Source organism: Pseudomonas sp. P2S-1, assembly GCF_057197725.1.
The window spans coordinates 3544737-3558762 of sequence record NZ_CM170068.1 but is presented as its reverse complement, the minus strand read 5'-3'; the positions used below and the strand labels follow the sequence as shown (position 1 = coordinate 3558762).

Annotated in this window: 13 protein-coding genes; 6 read left to right on the top strand and 7 right to left on the bottom strand. The window is 62.7% G+C overall.

The window, feature by feature from the left end; all coding sequences use genetic code 11:
• Nucleotides 1-27: 27 nt before the first annotated feature.
• The 4 genes from AC2CQI_RS15720 to yaaA form a co-directional block, all read right to left on the bottom strand.
• The gene (locus AC2CQI_RS15720; RefSeq protein WP_484577250.1) at nucleotides 28-1194 is read right to left on the bottom strand and encodes a PilZ domain-containing protein; all 1167 of its coding nucleotides are present in this window, start codon (nucleotides 1192-1194) and stop codon (nucleotides 28-30) included.
• Between the two features lie 39 nt (nucleotides 1195-1233).
• The gene (alg8, locus tag AC2CQI_RS15715) at nucleotides 1234-2715 is read right to left on the bottom strand and encodes a mannuronan synthase (protein ID WP_484577249.1); all 1482 of its coding nucleotides are present in this window, start codon (nucleotides 2713-2715) and stop codon (nucleotides 1234-1236) included.
• Nucleotides 2716-2785: 70 nt separating this feature from the next.
• A complete protein-coding gene (algD, locus tag AC2CQI_RS15710) occupies nucleotides 2786-4102 on the bottom strand; it encodes a GDP-mannose 6-dehydrogenase (RefSeq protein WP_484577248.1) in 1317 nt (438 codons plus the stop codon).
• Between the two features lie 855 nt (nucleotides 4103-4957).
• The gene (gene yaaA / locus AC2CQI_RS15705) at nucleotides 4958-5737 is read right to left on the bottom strand and encodes a peroxide stress protein YaaA (RefSeq protein WP_484577247.1); all 780 of its coding nucleotides are present in this window, start codon (nucleotides 5735-5737) and stop codon (nucleotides 4958-4960) included.
• Nucleotides 5738-5858: 121 nt separating this feature from the next.
• On the opposite strand from yaaA, the gene AC2CQI_RS15700 reads away from it, so the two are divergent.
• The 6 genes from AC2CQI_RS15700 (at nucleotide 5859) to AC2CQI_RS15675 (ending at nucleotide 11004) form a co-directional block, all read left to right on the top strand.
• Complete coding sequence (locus AC2CQI_RS15700; RefSeq protein WP_484577246.1) at nucleotides 5859-6983, top strand: polysaccharide deacetylase family protein; 1125 nt, start codon at nucleotides 5859-5861, stop codon at nucleotides 6981-6983.
• 309 nt (nucleotides 6984-7292) lie between these two features.
• Complete coding sequence (locus tag AC2CQI_RS15695) at nucleotides 7293-8687, top strand: PhoH family protein (RefSeq protein ID WP_484577245.1); 1395 nt, start codon at nucleotides 7293-7295, stop codon at nucleotides 8685-8687.
• A 100-nt stretch (nucleotides 8688-8787) separates the two neighbouring features.
• Nucleotides 8788-9261, top strand: coding sequence for a cyclic pyranopterin monophosphate synthase MoaC (gene moaC, locus AC2CQI_RS15690; RefSeq protein ID WP_009408165.1), 474 nt, complete (start codon nucleotides 8788-8790; stop codon nucleotides 9259-9261).
• The gene (locus AC2CQI_RS15685) at nucleotides 9258-9503 is read left to right on the top strand and encodes a MoaD/ThiS family protein (protein ID WP_484577244.1); all 246 of its coding nucleotides are present in this window, start codon (nucleotides 9258-9260) and stop codon (nucleotides 9501-9503) included. The genes moaC and AC2CQI_RS15685 overlap by 4 nt, the downstream gene beginning before the upstream one ends.
• A 1-nt stretch (nucleotide 9504) precedes the next feature.
• Nucleotides 9505-9951, top strand: coding sequence for a molybdopterin synthase catalytic subunit MoaE (gene moaE, locus AC2CQI_RS15680; protein ID WP_484577243.1), 447 nt, complete (start codon nucleotides 9505-9507; stop codon nucleotides 9949-9951).
• Nucleotides 9952-10224: 273 nt separating this feature from the next.
• Nucleotides 10225-11004: an ABC transporter substrate-binding protein gene (locus AC2CQI_RS15675; RefSeq protein WP_075806407.1), complete on the top strand. Its 780-nt coding sequence runs from the start codon at nucleotides 10225-10227 to the stop codon at nucleotides 11002-11004.
• Nucleotides 11005-11035: 31 nt separating this feature from the next.
• On the opposite strand, the gene AC2CQI_RS15670 is transcribed toward AC2CQI_RS15675, so the two are convergent.
• From AC2CQI_RS15670 to AC2CQI_RS15660, 3 genes are all read right to left on the bottom strand, one after another.
• Nucleotides 11036-11656 carry a helix-turn-helix transcriptional regulator gene (locus tag AC2CQI_RS15670; protein ID WP_484577242.1) on the bottom strand — a complete coding sequence of 207 codons (621 nt, stop codon included), beginning with the start codon at nucleotides 11654-11656 and terminating at the stop codon, nucleotides 11036-11038.
• Between the two features lie 74 nt (nucleotides 11657-11730).
• The gene (locus AC2CQI_RS15665) at nucleotides 11731-12861 is read right to left on the bottom strand and encodes an NAD(P)/FAD-dependent oxidoreductase (RefSeq protein ID WP_484577241.1); all 1131 of its coding nucleotides are present in this window, start codon (nucleotides 12859-12861) and stop codon (nucleotides 11731-11733) included.
• A 15-nt stretch (nucleotides 12862-12876) separates the two neighbouring features.
• Nucleotides 12877-13827 (bottom strand): ornithine cyclodeaminase family protein, encoded by a 951-nt coding sequence (locus tag AC2CQI_RS15660; RefSeq protein WP_075806410.1) that lies wholly within the window; start codon nucleotides 13825-13827, stop codon nucleotides 12877-12879.
• Nucleotides 13828-14026: the final 199 nt, after the last annotated feature.

Here is a 14026-nt window from a genome sequence, read left to right as displayed (position 1 = left end):
GAATAACTGTTCATCAAGGAACCCTCTTCAGAGCCCATGCGCCATGGCGCTGTCGATCAGCCAGTCCAGGGACGGGCCGCGCTTGGCGTTGACGCTCGCCGGCAAACCGACCAGTTGGCTCGGCAGCGGTGCATCCGGCTTGATCTGCACGCGGATATCCGAGGACAGGTCGTCGTTGTTCAGGTTGGCGCTGCTGACGATGCGGCCAGTGCGTTCTTCACCGTCGCCGGCAATCTGGAAGTTGACCCGGGTACCCGGCTTGACGTCGTCGAACTGGCGGTAGCTGAAGCGTGCATCGATGGTTGGATTGCTGGTGCGCGGGATCAACTGGAAGATCACCGCGCCCTTGGCCGCGTACTGGCCGTCATCCACCAACTGGCGGGCCACGGTGCAGTCGCACGGGCTGGTCAGGGTGCCGCTCATCTGCTTGCCGAACAGCTCCTCGACCTTGGCCGGCTCCAGTTGCTCCTCATCCAGGTGTCCCTTGAGCAGGTCGAGCATGCTGGTGCTGAACGAGGCCAGCGGCGCACCCTTGACCACCTCGGCGCCGTTTTCCACCAGGGCCTGCAGGGTGCCGTCGCGAGGCATGGTGACCTGGGTGCTTGGCACGCTGACCACGCCGGCTTCGGCATGGCTGACGAAGTACACGCCGTACACCGACTTGGCGATAAAGCCGAAGGCGGCCACGCCGACCACGAACACGCCAAGGCTGAAGGTCACCGCACGCAGGCGGCCCAGCGGGCTGAGGCCGCCGTCGTGTTTCTTCTGCTTGCGCGCCTTGGTGAAGTTGTCGCGCTGCAGGGTGCTGAGCACGTCGCCGATGCTGATCAGCTCGCCGGACAGGTGCGAGGTGATCAGGTGGCGCAGGGTGGCGATGTCGCGCTGCTCGAGGTTCTGGAACTGCGCGCCGGTTCGGCCGTTGGCCGGGTTATAGGCGCGGATCTGGAACTCGACGTCCATCGACAGGCCGAGGTTGTCGACGGTGAACTGCAGGCGCCCGCGCATCACCTCACCCACCGGCAACGGCTGCTTGGCGTGGAAGCTCAGGCCGCCGGCGGAGAGGTCGTCGACCTTCACTTCGACGGTCTCGCGGTTCTCGTTCAGGTAGCGCAGCTTGGCCGGGATCTTGACCCGGGCATGCTGGCGCTGGGTTTCGGACTCATGCACGACATTGACGTTCACGGCGGTATTCATGGCGATGTTTTCCTGTTGGATCCGTAGGGTTGCGGCGACTCACACGACCACGAACAGCACAGCAACGAAGATGCTGGCCGCCGAGAAGGTCATGGTCCGGGAGGACCAGGTGTTGAACCATTGTTGAAAGCTGGCGAGGTCGCGTTTGAGTGCGGTGGGCTGGCGGGTCCAGGACTGGCGGTCGAGGCGGAAGAACACGTAGATCTTCATCAGCGCGCCGACGATCTGGTTGTAATAGAGAATCATGGGATAGGCCGGGCCGATCTTGTGCCCGGAGCACAGCAGCATGATGGTCAGGATCAGGCGGGTGATGCCGATCCACAGCAGGTAGGCGAGGAGGAATTTCGCGCCGAACTTGAAGCTGGCGATCATGGCCACGGTCAGGCCCAGCAGGCTGGTCCACATCGAGACGCGCTGGTCGAACAGCACCACGCTGGTGAACAGGCCGAGGCGGCGCATCCCCAGGCCGAGGGCGCGGGAGTTCTGCCGCAGGTTGTTGCCGTACCAGCGGTACATCAGCTTGCGGCTGGCCTTGAAGAAGCTCTTTTCCGGCGGGTGCTCGACGGTGTTGATGTCGGCATCGGGCACGTAGAAGGTGTCGTAGCCCAGGCGCATCAGGCTGAACCAGCTGGATTTGTCGTCGCCAGTAAGGAACTTGAAGCGGCCGAGGCGCCAGTGGTACAGCGAGTCGCTCTCGACGTCGGCGATGAACTCGGGGTTGGTCACCACCGTGGCGCGGAACATCGACATGCGCCCGGTCATGGTCAGCACGCGCTTGGACAGGGCCATGGAGCACATGTTGATGTGGCGCTGGGCGAAGCGCAGCTTGTGCCATTCGCTCATCACGTAGCCGCCGCGCACTTCGCAGAATTCGTTGGTGGTCAGGCCGCCGACATTGCCGAACAGCTTGAACCAGGGGACGGTCTTGCGCACCACACCTTCACCGAGCACGGTGTCGCCGTCGATCACCGCGACCACGGCGTTTTCGTCCGGCAGGTGGCGGGAGATGGCGCGGAAACCGAAGGCCAGGCCATCGCGCTTGCCGGTACCGGCGATGCGCACGAAGTCCAGGCTGACGTGTTCCGGCGGGTTGTACTTGGCCCACAGGCTCTTGATCAGCAGTTCGTCGGACATCTCCACCAGCGAGCAGACCACGGTGGTCGGGTAGCCGCACTGGATCGCTTCGCGGATCACCGAGCTGTAGACCTGGGCGGTGGTCAGGGCGTCGATGCGGAAGCTGGTGACCATCAGGTAGACGTGGGACGGGTCGGCCGCCTTGCCGAGTTTCTGCACCTTGCGGCGCAGGCGTGGGTAAACCACATACAGGAACAGCATGCCGCGCACGAAGTGGGTCGCGCCCATGGAGTAGCGCCAGATGCCGACCGCGCCGATCAGGAACAGGAAGTCCTTGGAATCGGGGTCGAACAGGGTGTTGGGCAGGGCCAGGGCGATCAGCATGAGCAGGCTCACGTAGAACAGCCAACCGGCGGCCTGCAGCAGGCCGTGCTTGAGGCTTTGCATGTTCAGCATCCGTATCGGTGACGGGACGTTCGAATAAGCGCGCGGGGCCGGATGGCCCCGCGCGGCCTGCTTACCAGCAGATACCTTCGGTACGGCTGGTGCTGCAGGTGGTCTTGCTCATGAAGCCGACCAGGTCGATCACCTGCTTGCCGGCGGGCGCCTGCTGGGCCAGGGCGCGGAACTGCTCGTCGCGGTTGCCCAGGACGATGATCTCGGCACCGTCGATGACCTTCTGGAAATCGGCGTTGAGCAGGGAGGAGACGTGGGGGATCTTCGACTCGATGTAGTCCTTGTTGGCGCCATGGACCCGGGCGTATTCCACGTTCTGGTCGTAGATGTTCAGCTCATAGCCCTTGCCGATCAGGCGCTCGGCCAGTTCCACCAGCGGGCTTTCGCGCAGGTCGTCGGTGCCGGCCTTGAAGCTCAGGCCGAGCAGGGCAACCTTGCGCTTGTCATGGCTTTCGATGATGTCGAAGGCGTTCTGCACCTGGGATTCGTTGCTGCGCATCAGCGAGTCGAGCAGCGGTGCCTTCACGTCGAGGCTGCTGGCGCGGTAGGTGAGGGCGCGCACGTCCTTGGGCAGGCACGAACCGCCGAAGGCGAAGCCGGGGCGCATGTAGTACTGGGACAGGTTTAGGGCCTTGTCCTGGCAGACCACGTCCATCACTTCGCGGCCATCGACGCCGACCGCCTTGGCGATGTTGCCGATCTCGTTGGCGAAGGTGACCTTGGTCGCGTGCCAGACGTTGCAGGTGTACTTGATCATCTCGGCGACTTCGATGTCCTTGCGGATGATCGGCGCGTCGAGTTCTTCGTAGAGGGCCTGGAGCACGTCGCCGCTGGCCTTGTCCAGTTCACCGATGACGGTCATCGGCGGCTGGTCGTAGTCCTTGATCGCGGTGCTTTCACGGAGGAATTCCGGGTTGACCGCGACGCCGAAATCGACGCCGGCCTTCTTGCCCGAGCAGTCTTCGAGGATCGGGATCACCACGTTCTTCACGGTGCCCGGCAGCACGGTGCTGCGCACCACGATGGTGTGGCGGCTGGCTTTCTCGCGGAGGACGAAGCCGATCTCGCGGCACACCGACTCGATGTATTCGAGGCCGAGGTCGCCGTTTTTCTTGCTTGGGGTACCGACGCAGATCATCGATACATCGCTGTCGCGGATGGCCTGGGAGAAATCGGTGGTGCCCCGCAGCCGACCGTTGGCGATGCCCTGTTGCAGCAGGGTTTCCAGGCCGGGTTCGACAATCGGGGATTTGCCCTGGTTGATCAGGTCGATCTTGGTTGCGGAAACATCCACGCCGATGACCTCATGGCCCCGGGCAGACAGGCAACCGGCACAGACTGCACCCACATAACCCAAACCAAAGATGCTGATACGCATCGCATTCACCTCATGTAGTTAGCTACGCCGATTCCATTCAAAGAACCGGACCGGATTGGTTTACCAGCCGTTTTTCGGGCGTACGAATCCACGGCGAAAAGTTCGCGGATTTGCACGCAGGCATAAGTAAGTTGTGAGCGCTTAAATAAGTGCACTCTAATAAGGCAGCCAATGGCCATAAAACGGGGCATGCCCCAAACGCTAGCCGTCTTTATTGCAATACCGCTGCTTCAGTACTGCAGTGCTTGTTCTTTCAAGTGGATTAAATCCTTTGAAATCAACCACTAGGACGAATTTTGAGTGCGTCTTCTCCTGGGCGTGAGCCGCGCTCCGGACGGGTTCCGGGCGGTTGCTCGACAAGGTCCGTACAACTTCCACAATGGATTATTTCTGATGTAAGTCATTTCTCACATGTTGCAATGGAAAATCGTTACCGGTGGTATGAGCGGCGTTGCGGAGGGAAGTTCCTGAGGGCGTTCAGGGCTGGTGAAAGATTTTTTAATATTTTTACAAGATCAGATAGTTTCAATCTGATAGCACTTGTCAGTGTCACCCCTGTATATGCGGGGCGAACTTGGGGTGGGATGGTTATGTGCCAGTACGTGAAATTTTTTCAGGATTTTTCGTCAAAAAACTACGAACGGTCTTATGGCGTTTTGCGATAACGGAAGAAGGGTGGTTTTTTGGCGCCGGGATGTTGGCGAAAAATTGTTGGCTTTATGCGATCCCGGTAGGAGCGTGGCTTGCCCGCGAAGGACCGCGCAGCGGTCCCAAAATGGTGGCAGCAATGAGATTTTGGGACCGCTGCGCGGTCCTTCGCGGGCAAGCCACGCTCCTACCGGGGGGCGGTGGCGTTTACTCGGCTGGATGATCCCGCAGGAACACCAGATTGTCCGGTTTCGACTGCTCGGCACTGTAGTAGTACCCCTGTATATCGAACTGCTTGAGCTGCTGCGGATCGTTGATCCGCTCCTGGATCACGAAGCGGCTCATCAGGCCGCGGGCCTTCTTGGCGTAGAAGCTGATGATCTTGTACTGCCCGTTCTTCTGGTCACGGAACTCGGTGTTGATCACCCGCGCGTTCAACGCACTGCGCTTCACCGCGCTGAAGTACTCGTTGCTGGCCAGGTTGAGCAACAGGTCGTCGCCTTGCTCGGCCAGCGCCTGGTTCAGCCATTCGCTGATCCGCGTGCCCCAGAAGGCATACAGGTCCTTGCCACGGGCGTTGGCCAGCTTGGTGCCCATTTCCAGGCGGTACGGTTGCATCAGGTCCAGCGGGCGCAGCAGGCCGTACAGGCCGGAGAGCATGCGCAGGTGGTCCTGGGCGTAGCTGAAGTCGTCTTCCTTCAGGCTTTCGGCATCCAGGCCGGTATAGACGTCGCCCTTGAACGCCAGCAGCGCCTGCTTGGCATTGGCCGGGGTGAAGTCCGGGGTCCAGCTGCCGAAGCGTGCGGCATTCAGGCCGGCGAGCTTGTCGGACAGGTGCATCAGCTCGCTGATCTGCGCCGGCGACAGGTCGCGCAGTTGCACGATCAGTTCCTGGGAGTCGTCCAGGTATTGCGGCAGGGTGAAGCGCGAGGTCACCGGCGGGGTGTCGTAGTCGAGGGTCTTGGCGGGGGAAATCACCGTCAGCATAAGGTCGGCTCCTTGAATCGTCGGGCGATTCTACGGGGCGGGGCCGATGTTCTCCAGCTATCGCGGCGATAGAGGCCAGCGCTGCTATAGTGCCCGGCGGATCCATGGAAGAGTGTTCACCGTGCGCAAAGCCCTCGTTGTCCTGACCGCCCTGCTGGCCTTCGGCGCCCAGGCCGCCCCGCAGCCGATCGCCGTGTTCGACCGCAGTTTCTGGCCGGAAACCCTGGATACCCCGGTGCTCTTCGATGTCGCCTCGCGGGCCGAGATCCTCTCCTTCGCACGGGTGCTGAGCGAAACCGAATCCCTCGACGACGCGACCCTGACCGCCCGCCTGCAACTGCGCCAGGCCAATCTGCCGGTGATCCGCGAGGTGCGTGAACGCTTGTGGGCCGCGTTGTGGCGCAATTACGACATGGCCCAGCAAAGCTGCGAGCAGGATGCGTCCTTCTGTTATGCGGTGGAGAACCTTGGCGACCTGCGCCGCACCGCTGCCACCTTCGCCGTCGCGGCCGATTCCTTCTATGCCGGCTGGGCCGAACCGAGCCGGCAGTTCCATATCGCCTACCTCAACGAGATCCTGCGCAAGGCCGCACTGTTCCCGCAGACCGCCAGCGAGGTGGCATTCTTCTCGCCCCAGGAAGTCACCGGCGACCGGCTCAACGACCGCCTGTTCCTGTTCAGCTTCGACGGCGGGCCGAGCATGGTCCCCGGCAATACCGAAGCGCTCACCACCTTCCTGCGCAAGCAGAAGCTGGAAGGGTTGTTCTTCGTGCTCGGGCAGAACCTGCAGACCCGCCGCGACAAGCAGCCGATGCAGGCGCTGCGCGACATGTACCGCGGACAATGCGTCGGTACCCAGGGCTGGCAGTACCGTTCCCATGCGCAGTGGAAGGATTGGGAGGATTCGGTGATTCGCGGCGTGTCACGGGCGCAGAGTGATCTGCCGGATCAGTACGTGCCCTTGTTCCGCCCGCCTTATGGCCAGCGCCGGGCCGACAGTCCTGCATTTTTCGCCAGCCAGAACCTCAAGGTCACCCTGTGGGATATCGACGCCCAGGACCTCAGCCCATTGACCGCCGAACAGTCGGCGCAGCGCACCCTGACCTTGATGCTGTTGTGGCGTCGCGGGCTGATCCAGCTGAACGACAGCCAGCCGAAAGCCCTGGAAGTGGTGACGTGGTTGTTGACCAAGACAGCGCAGAGCGGGATCGGCTGGGAGGACTGCCGCGACTTTGTCAGGCAGTGATCGGACAGGGATTGGTGAAAGGTTTCAACGAGGTCCACTCCTGACTGTAGTCGTGCTTTCCCCCCTCGCCAAGGGCTATTCGTCAAAGCGAAAAATAAACTTCACCAACCGGTAAAAACGCTTTTTCCTGCAATGGTTTTTGCGGTATGTAGGAATCAGACGGCCGAATCCTGCAGCCAGGTGGCGTCTTTAAAGGCCCCCTTATGCAGGTGCACCTCCCGCCCGTAACGACGCGGATACGGGAAGGACGGCGTCACTCTGCGATGCAGCCGTAGCGCATCGTGTAGCTTTCACATAAGGTGACCGAGTATGGATGACCAAGGACGCACTTCTTCTTCCAACCAGCCAATCCTGTATGTGTTGGACACCAACGTCCTGATTCACGACCCCAACGCCCTGCTCAATTTCGAAGAACACCACGTCGCCATTCCGATGACGGTGCTGGAGGAACTCGACAAGCTCAAGACCGGTAAACATACAGTCGCCGCCGAATGCCGCCAGGCCATCCGCCTGATCGACCAGACCCTGGGTGATGCGACGCCTTCGGATGTCGAACTGGGTGTGCCCATCCAGCGCGGCAAGAATGGTCCGAAGGGATCGCTGTCGATCCTCATGACCGAGCGCGCCGAGCCCAATCGCCTGCTGCCGGAACATCTCAACGACAACATCATCATCAACCAGGTCCTGGACTTGCGCGCCAAGCACAAGGATCGCGACGTGGTGCTGGTGACCAAAGACATCAACATGCGCCTCAAGGCCCGGGCTTGTGGAATCTCGGCCGAGGACTACAGCACCGACCAGTTGGTCGACGACGTCAGCCTGCTGTCCAAGGGTTATCACTCGGTGACCGGTTCGTTCTGGGATCGCGTGGCCAAGGTCGAGACCCGCCAGGAGCGCGGGCGCACCTGGCACCGGGTGCAACTGATCGACAACCTGCCGGCGGTCCACGTCAACGAGTTCATCATCGATGAACAGGGGTTCGTAGGCTGGATCAAGGGCATCAAGGACAGCGAGCTGCTGCTCCTCGACCTGCACCAGGAGCCGCTGCTGCACCAGGAAGCCTGGGGCCTCAAGCCGCGGGATATCCATCAGGCCCTGGCGCTGTTCGCCTTGCTCGATCCGGATATCCACCTGGTCAACCTCACTGGCGCTGCCGGTTCCGGCAAGACCATCCTCGCCCTGGCTGCCGCCATCGAGCAGACCATGGTCAGCAAGCGCTATCGCCGTATCATCGCCACCCGCAGCGTGCAGGGCCTGGACCAGGAAATCGGCTTCCTGCCTGGCACCGAAGCGGAAAAGATGGAGCCCTGGCTTGGCGCCATCACCGACAACCTCGAAGCCCTGCACATGGACGACGAGAGCACGCATGGCAGTGTCGAATACATTCTCGAAAGGGTCCCGTTGCAGTTCAAATCCCTGAACTACATCCGCGGGCGCAGCTTCCAGCAAAGCCTGATCCTCATCGACGAATGCCAGAACCTCACCCCGCACCAGATGAAAACCATCATCACCCGTGCCGGTTCGGGTTCCAAAGTGATCTGCCTGGGCAACCTGGCGCAGATCGACACGCCATACCTGTCGGCCACCAGCTCGGGCCTGACCTACCTCACCGAGCGCTTCAAGGACTTCCCGAACGGGGTGCATATCACGCTGCAAGGGGTACCGCGGTCGATTCTGGCGGAATACGCCGAATCCCATCTGTAAAACGACAAAGCCGGGCGGCCCAGTGCCGCCCGGCTTTTTTTCGCTGCCAGATCCTGACTCCCGGGTTTACAATCACTGCCCCCGATCAGGAGTTCCCTCTGTGCTGACTCATCTCGATTCCCAGGGCCGCGCCGCGATGGTCGACGTGACCGACAAGGCCGTGACCTTCCGCGAAGCCGTGGCCGAAGCGCGGGTGCGCATGCTGCCGCAGACCTTGAGCATGATCGTCGACGGCGCCCACCCGAAGGGTGATGTGTTCGCCGTGGCGCGTATCGCCGGCATCCAGGCGGCGAAGAAGACCAGCGACCTTATTCCGCTGTGCCATCCGCTGATGCTGACCGGGGTGAAGGTCGAGCTGAGCGCCGAAGGCAGCGACTGCGTGCATATCGTCGCGCGCTGCAAGCTGTCCGGGCAGACCGGGGTGGAGATGGAAGCGCTGACCGCCGCCAGCGTCGCAGCGCTGACCATCTACGACATGTGCAAGGCGGTGGACCGCGGCATGACCATCGAGAGCGTGCGCCTGCTGGAGAAGCTCGGCGGCAAGAGCGGGCATTACCAGGCGGATGCGCAATGAAGATCAACGTGGTGTATTTCGCCCGCTACCGCGAGGTGCTGGGGCGTGATGGCGAGCGGCTGGACGGCGATTTCGCCCGTATTGAAGAGGTACGCCAGGCCTTGCTCGGCAAGGGCGAGGCCTATGCCGTGCTGGCCGAACAGAACCTGATGTGCGCGCGCAACCAGGACCTGTGCAAGCCGGACGAAGCCCTGGAGGACGGCGACGAAGTGGCCTTCTTCCCGCCGGTTACCGGAGGTTGAGATGAGCGTCAGGGTGCAGGCCGCGGCCTTCGATCCGGGAGCGGAAACCAATGCCATGCATGCGGCCAATGTCGGGGTCGGTGCGGTGGTGGCGTTTGTCGGGTATGTCCGCGATTTCAATGACGGGCTGGACGTGGCCGGGATGTTTCTCGAGCACTATCCGGGGATGACCGAGAAAGCCCTGGAGAAGATCGTGGTCGAGGCCGGGCAGCGCTGGCCGTTGCTCAAGGTCGAGGTGCTGCATCGGGTCGGTGCCCTGGAGCCAGGGGAGCCGATCGTTTTCGTCGGCGTTGCCAGTGCCCATCGCCAGGCGGCGTTCGACGCCTGCAACTTCATCATGGATTACCTCAAGACCCGCGCGCCGTTCTGGAAGAAGGAACAGACCAGTGAAGGGGAGCGCTGGGTCGAGGGGAAACAGAGCGATACCGATGCGGCGGGGCGTTGGTAGACACCAATCCTGAATACTGTGCAAAACCCTGTGGGAGCTGGCTTGTCGGACCGCCGAACCGCAGCGATGACGATGGTGAATTCACTATCGCAATCGCTGGCAAGCCAGCTCCCACAGGGTTTTGTGTTGTCCTCGAAAATTGTGGTTGTTGTGTTTCCATACGATAAAGTCCAGTATGGATTAACAAGTACAAAACAACGACAGGCCCCCGCGCCTGACTCCTTTCCTCTGTCTTGTCACCCCCAACACAACAACGAGCGAGAGAGCCCCATCATGAAGACCACCCACCTGATCGCCGGTCTGGCCCTGGGCCTGCTGGCCAGCAGCCCGCTGTTCGCCGCTGAGAAGACCCTGCGCATCGGCATCGAGGCGGCCTATCCACCGTTCGCCTTCAAGACCCCGGACGGCAATATCGCCGGCTTCGACTACGACATCGGCAACGCCCTGTGCGCCGAGATGAAGGTCGAGTGCACGTGGACCGAACAGGAATACGACGGCCTGATCCCGTCGCTGAAGGTGAAGAAGATCGACGCGGCACTGTCCTCGATCACCATTACCGAGGACCGCAAGAAGTCCGTGGACTTCAGCCACAAGTACTACTTCACCGGCGCGCGCCTGGCGATGAAGGAAGGCACCCAGGTCGATGACCAGTACGAAGCCCTGAAAGGCAAGCGCATCGGCGTGCAGCGCGCGACCACCACCGACCGTTATGTGACCGCGGTGCTGGTGCCCAAAGGCGTGGAAGTGGTGCGCTACACCACCAACGAAGAGATCTTCATGGACATGGCCTCCGGCCGCCTCGATGGCGTGTTCGCCGATACCATCCCGCTGCAACTGGGTTTCCTCGACAGCGACAAGGGCAAGGGCTTCGCGTTTGCCGGCCCGGAGCTGAAGGATCCGAAGTTCGTCGGTGAAGGCGCCGGTATCGCTGTGCGCAAGGGCAATACCGAGCTGGTCGCGGAACTGAACAAGGCCATCGATGCGATTCGCGCCAATGGTGAGTACCAGAAGATCCAGGCCAAGTACTTCAAGACCGATATCTACGGCGACTGACCTGTCGCCCCAACTCAGGGCCTGAAGCTTCTCAGGCCTTGAGTTCCTTCAGGTGCTTGTACACCGTCGCCCGCCCCATGTTCAGCACATTGGCCACATAGTTGGCCGCACTCTTGCCCTTGAACGCGCCCTCGGCATACAGGGCCAGGACCAGCTCGCGCTTGTGGTCGCGGCTGAGCACGTTGAGGCTCAGTTGACGCTGGCGCAGCCAGCTGTTGAGGAAGGTGTTGATGCGCTCCTGCCAGTCATCGCGGAACAGCGCATCCGGCTGCGGGATCAGCTTGCTCGGCGAGAGGAACAGGTCCAGCGCCGCCTTGACGTTCTCGAACAGGGAAATGTTCAGGTTGATGCACAGCACCGCCAGCGGCTGGCCGGCCGGATCACGCAGCACCGTGCTCAGCGAGCGGATCTTCTGCCCGTCCCAGTTGAGCTTTTCATAGGGCCCGATATTGGTCTCGTCGGTGCCATCCTCGAACATGTCCTCCAGCGCCGCGTCGTCGCCGATCTCGCGCTTGGACAGGTTGTTGGCGATGTAGTCGATCTTCTGCGTGCGCAGGTCGTGCAGGACCACCTCGGCGTGGGGGAAGAACAGCGTGGCGATGGCGTCGGCGATCGCCCGGTAGTTCTGCAGGAAAGGATCGGGGGTGGGCATTCGGGCGGGCTCCGCAATGGGGTCGGCGCCCTGCAGGCAGGGCGCTGGGAGTGTGCCGCAATCCGGCGCGGGCGTCATCCGCCGAGGCGCGACGGCGACAGTTGCGCGGCGCTCAGGCCGAAGCTGCGCAGTTCTTCGGACAGGTCTTCGCCACGCACCAGTGCGGCGCTGGCCTGGCCCATGGCCGGCGAGGTCTGGATGCCATAGCCACCTTGCGCGGCGACCCAGAACAGGCCGCTCACCTGCGGATCGAAACCGGCTACCAGGTCACCGTCGGCGACGAAGCTGCGCAGTCCGGCCCAGGTGCGGAACGGGCGACGGATCGTCAGGTTGGTGGCTTCCTCGATCTGGTAAATGCCCAGGGCGATATCCAGCTCTTCTGGCTGCACGTCATGGGGCTCGACCGGGTCGGCATTGCACGGCGAGCCGAGGAGCATGCCGGCGTCGGGCTTCATGTAGAAGGACTCGTCCAGGCTGACCAGCATTGGCCAGGCATGGGTGTCGAGGTCTGCCGGGCCTTCGAAGATGAAGGCGGCGCGGCGCTTCGGTTGCAGGCCCAGCGCTTGCGCACCCGCCAGCTCACCGATCCTGTCGGCCCAGGCCCCGGCTGCGTTGATCAGCACCGGTGCGCGGAACTGACCGCGGGAGGTTTCGACCAGCCACTGGCCTTCCGCGTCCTTGGTCAGCCCGAGGACTTCGCAATCGCCATGGATTTCGCCCTGCTGGCGACGGATCCCGCGCAGGTAGCCCTGGTGCAGGCCATCGGTATCGATGTCGCTGGCGCTGGGGTCGTACAGGGCGCCGTGGACCTTTTCCCGCTTGAGCACCGGAATCCGCGCACAGGCTTCATCGGCACTGAGCAGCTGCATTTCCGGCACGCAGGCGCGGGCGCTGTCGAACTGGCGCTGGAGTTCCTCGGCATCGCCTTCGAAGTCCACGGTCATCTCGCCGCGCGGGGTGAGCAGCGGATGCTCGGCGAAACCGGCCGGTGGCTGGTCGAAGAAGGCCCGGCTGGCGAGGGTCAGGGCACGCACCTGCGGGGTGCCGTAGGCGGCGGTGTACAGCGCCGCCGAGCGGCCAGTGGAGTGGTAGCCCGGCAGGGTTTCACGCTCCAGCAGCACGACCTTGCCGTGGTGCGCCAGCCAGTAGCCGGTGGACGCGCCGGCGATACCGGCGCCGATGATGAGGTAGTCGGCCTGTTGCATGACGGTCTCCGCGACTCAGTGGTTGCACTGCAGGTGGTAGAGGGCATTGGCCAGGGCGATATCTTCCAGGCCGAGGCCGATGGAGCGGAAGAACGCGTGGCGCTTGTACTCGGGACGGGCGGCGTGGCCGCTGACCAGTTCCGGCAGGTCGCCGACGATGGCCGCTTCGTTCCAGCCATGCTGCTCGGCAGCCAGGCGCATCTCGCCGGCGCTGCCGGGGGTGGTCTTGCGGTAGTCGCAGTAGACGTCCATGTCCGCCAGGCTGGCCGGTGGCACTTCGTGGGCGCGCACGGCATTGGTGCTGATCGAGGTGATCAAGGCCGGTTTGCCCAGGCGCGCCGGGTCGATCACCGGCTTGGCCGAGGAGGTGCAGAGCAGGATGACGTCGGCGTCGTGCAGGGCGCTGTCGAGGTCGTCTTGCAGGCTGAGGCGGCTGTCCAGGGCGAGAAGGGCGTTGCGCTGCTCGGCGCTTTTGCCTGGCAGGGACGGCGAATGCAGGCGGATGTCCTGCCATTCGCGCAGTTCGCGGATGTAGTGCAGGTGGGCGCGGGCGATGGCGCCGCTGCCGATGATCGTCAGGCGGCGGGCGTCGCTCGGCGCCAGGGCATCGACGGCCACGGCGGTGGTGGCGGCGGTGCGCGCGGTGGTCAGTTCACCGGCGTCGCAGAGCAGCAGGGGCTGGCCGCTGTCCATGGACATCAGCAGGGTCCAGGCGGTGACCAGGGCGCCTTGCTCGCGAACGATGTAGGGCGAGGTCTTGACCCCGTAGACCCGGTCTTCGGCGAGGACGCCGCCGTAGTTGATGAAGTCGCCCTGGCCGGACGGGAATTCCACCAGTTGCTGGGGCGGCTGCACCGCCTGGCCGGCGGCGAGGTCGCGGAACAGGTCGCGCAACACCCGGGGGACATCCACCTGGGCGAGCAGTTGACGGGCTTGCTGCTGATCGAGGACTAGAGGCGCGGCCATTCGGTGGGACTCCCGGGGTTCGGTTTTAAACTAATTTTTCCATTATGGACTTTTAGTTTAAGAATTTGCCATCCCCAGGGTCGGAAATTTGTGCTGTTGCTCAGGGCCCTATCGCTGGCAAGCCAGCTCCCACAGGTACTGCACATGACTTGAGATGTGCAGGGACCCTGTGGGAGCTGGCTTGCCAGCGATGAGGCCC

What these genes read in the sequence shown, in the direction of transcription:
- AC2CQI_RS15720 (WP_484577250.1), bottom strand. Translation starts at nt 1,194, where the DNA reads ATGAATACCGCCGTGAACGTCAATGTCGTGCATGAGTCCGAAACCCAG.
- alg8 (WP_484577249.1), bottom strand. Translation starts at nt 2,715, where the DNA reads ATGCAAAGCCTCAAGCACGGCCTGCTGCAGGCCGCCGGTTGGCTGTTC.
- algD (WP_484577248.1), bottom strand. Translation starts at nt 4,102, where the DNA reads ATGCGTATCAGCATCTTTGGTTTGGGTTATGTGGGTGCAGTCTGTGCC.
- yaaA (WP_484577247.1), bottom strand. Translation starts at nt 5,737, where the DNA reads ATGCTGACGGTGATTTCCCCCGCCAAGACCCTCGACTACGACACCCCG.
- AC2CQI_RS15695 (WP_484577245.1), top strand. Translation starts at nt 7,293, where the DNA reads ATGGATGACCAAGGACGCACTTCTTCTTCCAACCAGCCAATCCTGTAT.
- AC2CQI_RS15685 (WP_484577244.1), top strand. Translation starts at nt 9,258, where the DNA reads ATGAAGATCAACGTGGTGTATTTCGCCCGCTACCGCGAGGTGCTGGGG.
- moaE (WP_484577243.1), top strand. Translation starts at nt 9,505, where the DNA reads ATGAGCGTCAGGGTGCAGGCCGCGGCCTTCGATCCGGGAGCGGAAACC.
- AC2CQI_RS15675 (WP_075806407.1), top strand. Translation starts at nt 10,225, where the DNA reads ATGAAGACCACCCACCTGATCGCCGGTCTGGCCCTGGGCCTGCTGGCC.
- AC2CQI_RS15670 (WP_484577242.1), bottom strand. Translation starts at nt 11,656, where the DNA reads ATGCCCACCCCCGATCCTTTCCTGCAGAACTACCGGGCGATCGCCGAC.
- AC2CQI_RS15665 (WP_484577241.1), bottom strand. Translation starts at nt 12,861, where the DNA reads ATGCAACAGGCCGACTACCTCATCATCGGCGCCGGTATCGCCGGCGCG.
- AC2CQI_RS15660 (WP_075806410.1), bottom strand. Translation starts at nt 13,827, where the DNA reads ATGGCCGCGCCTCTAGTCCTCGATCAGCAGCAAGCCCGTCAACTGCTC.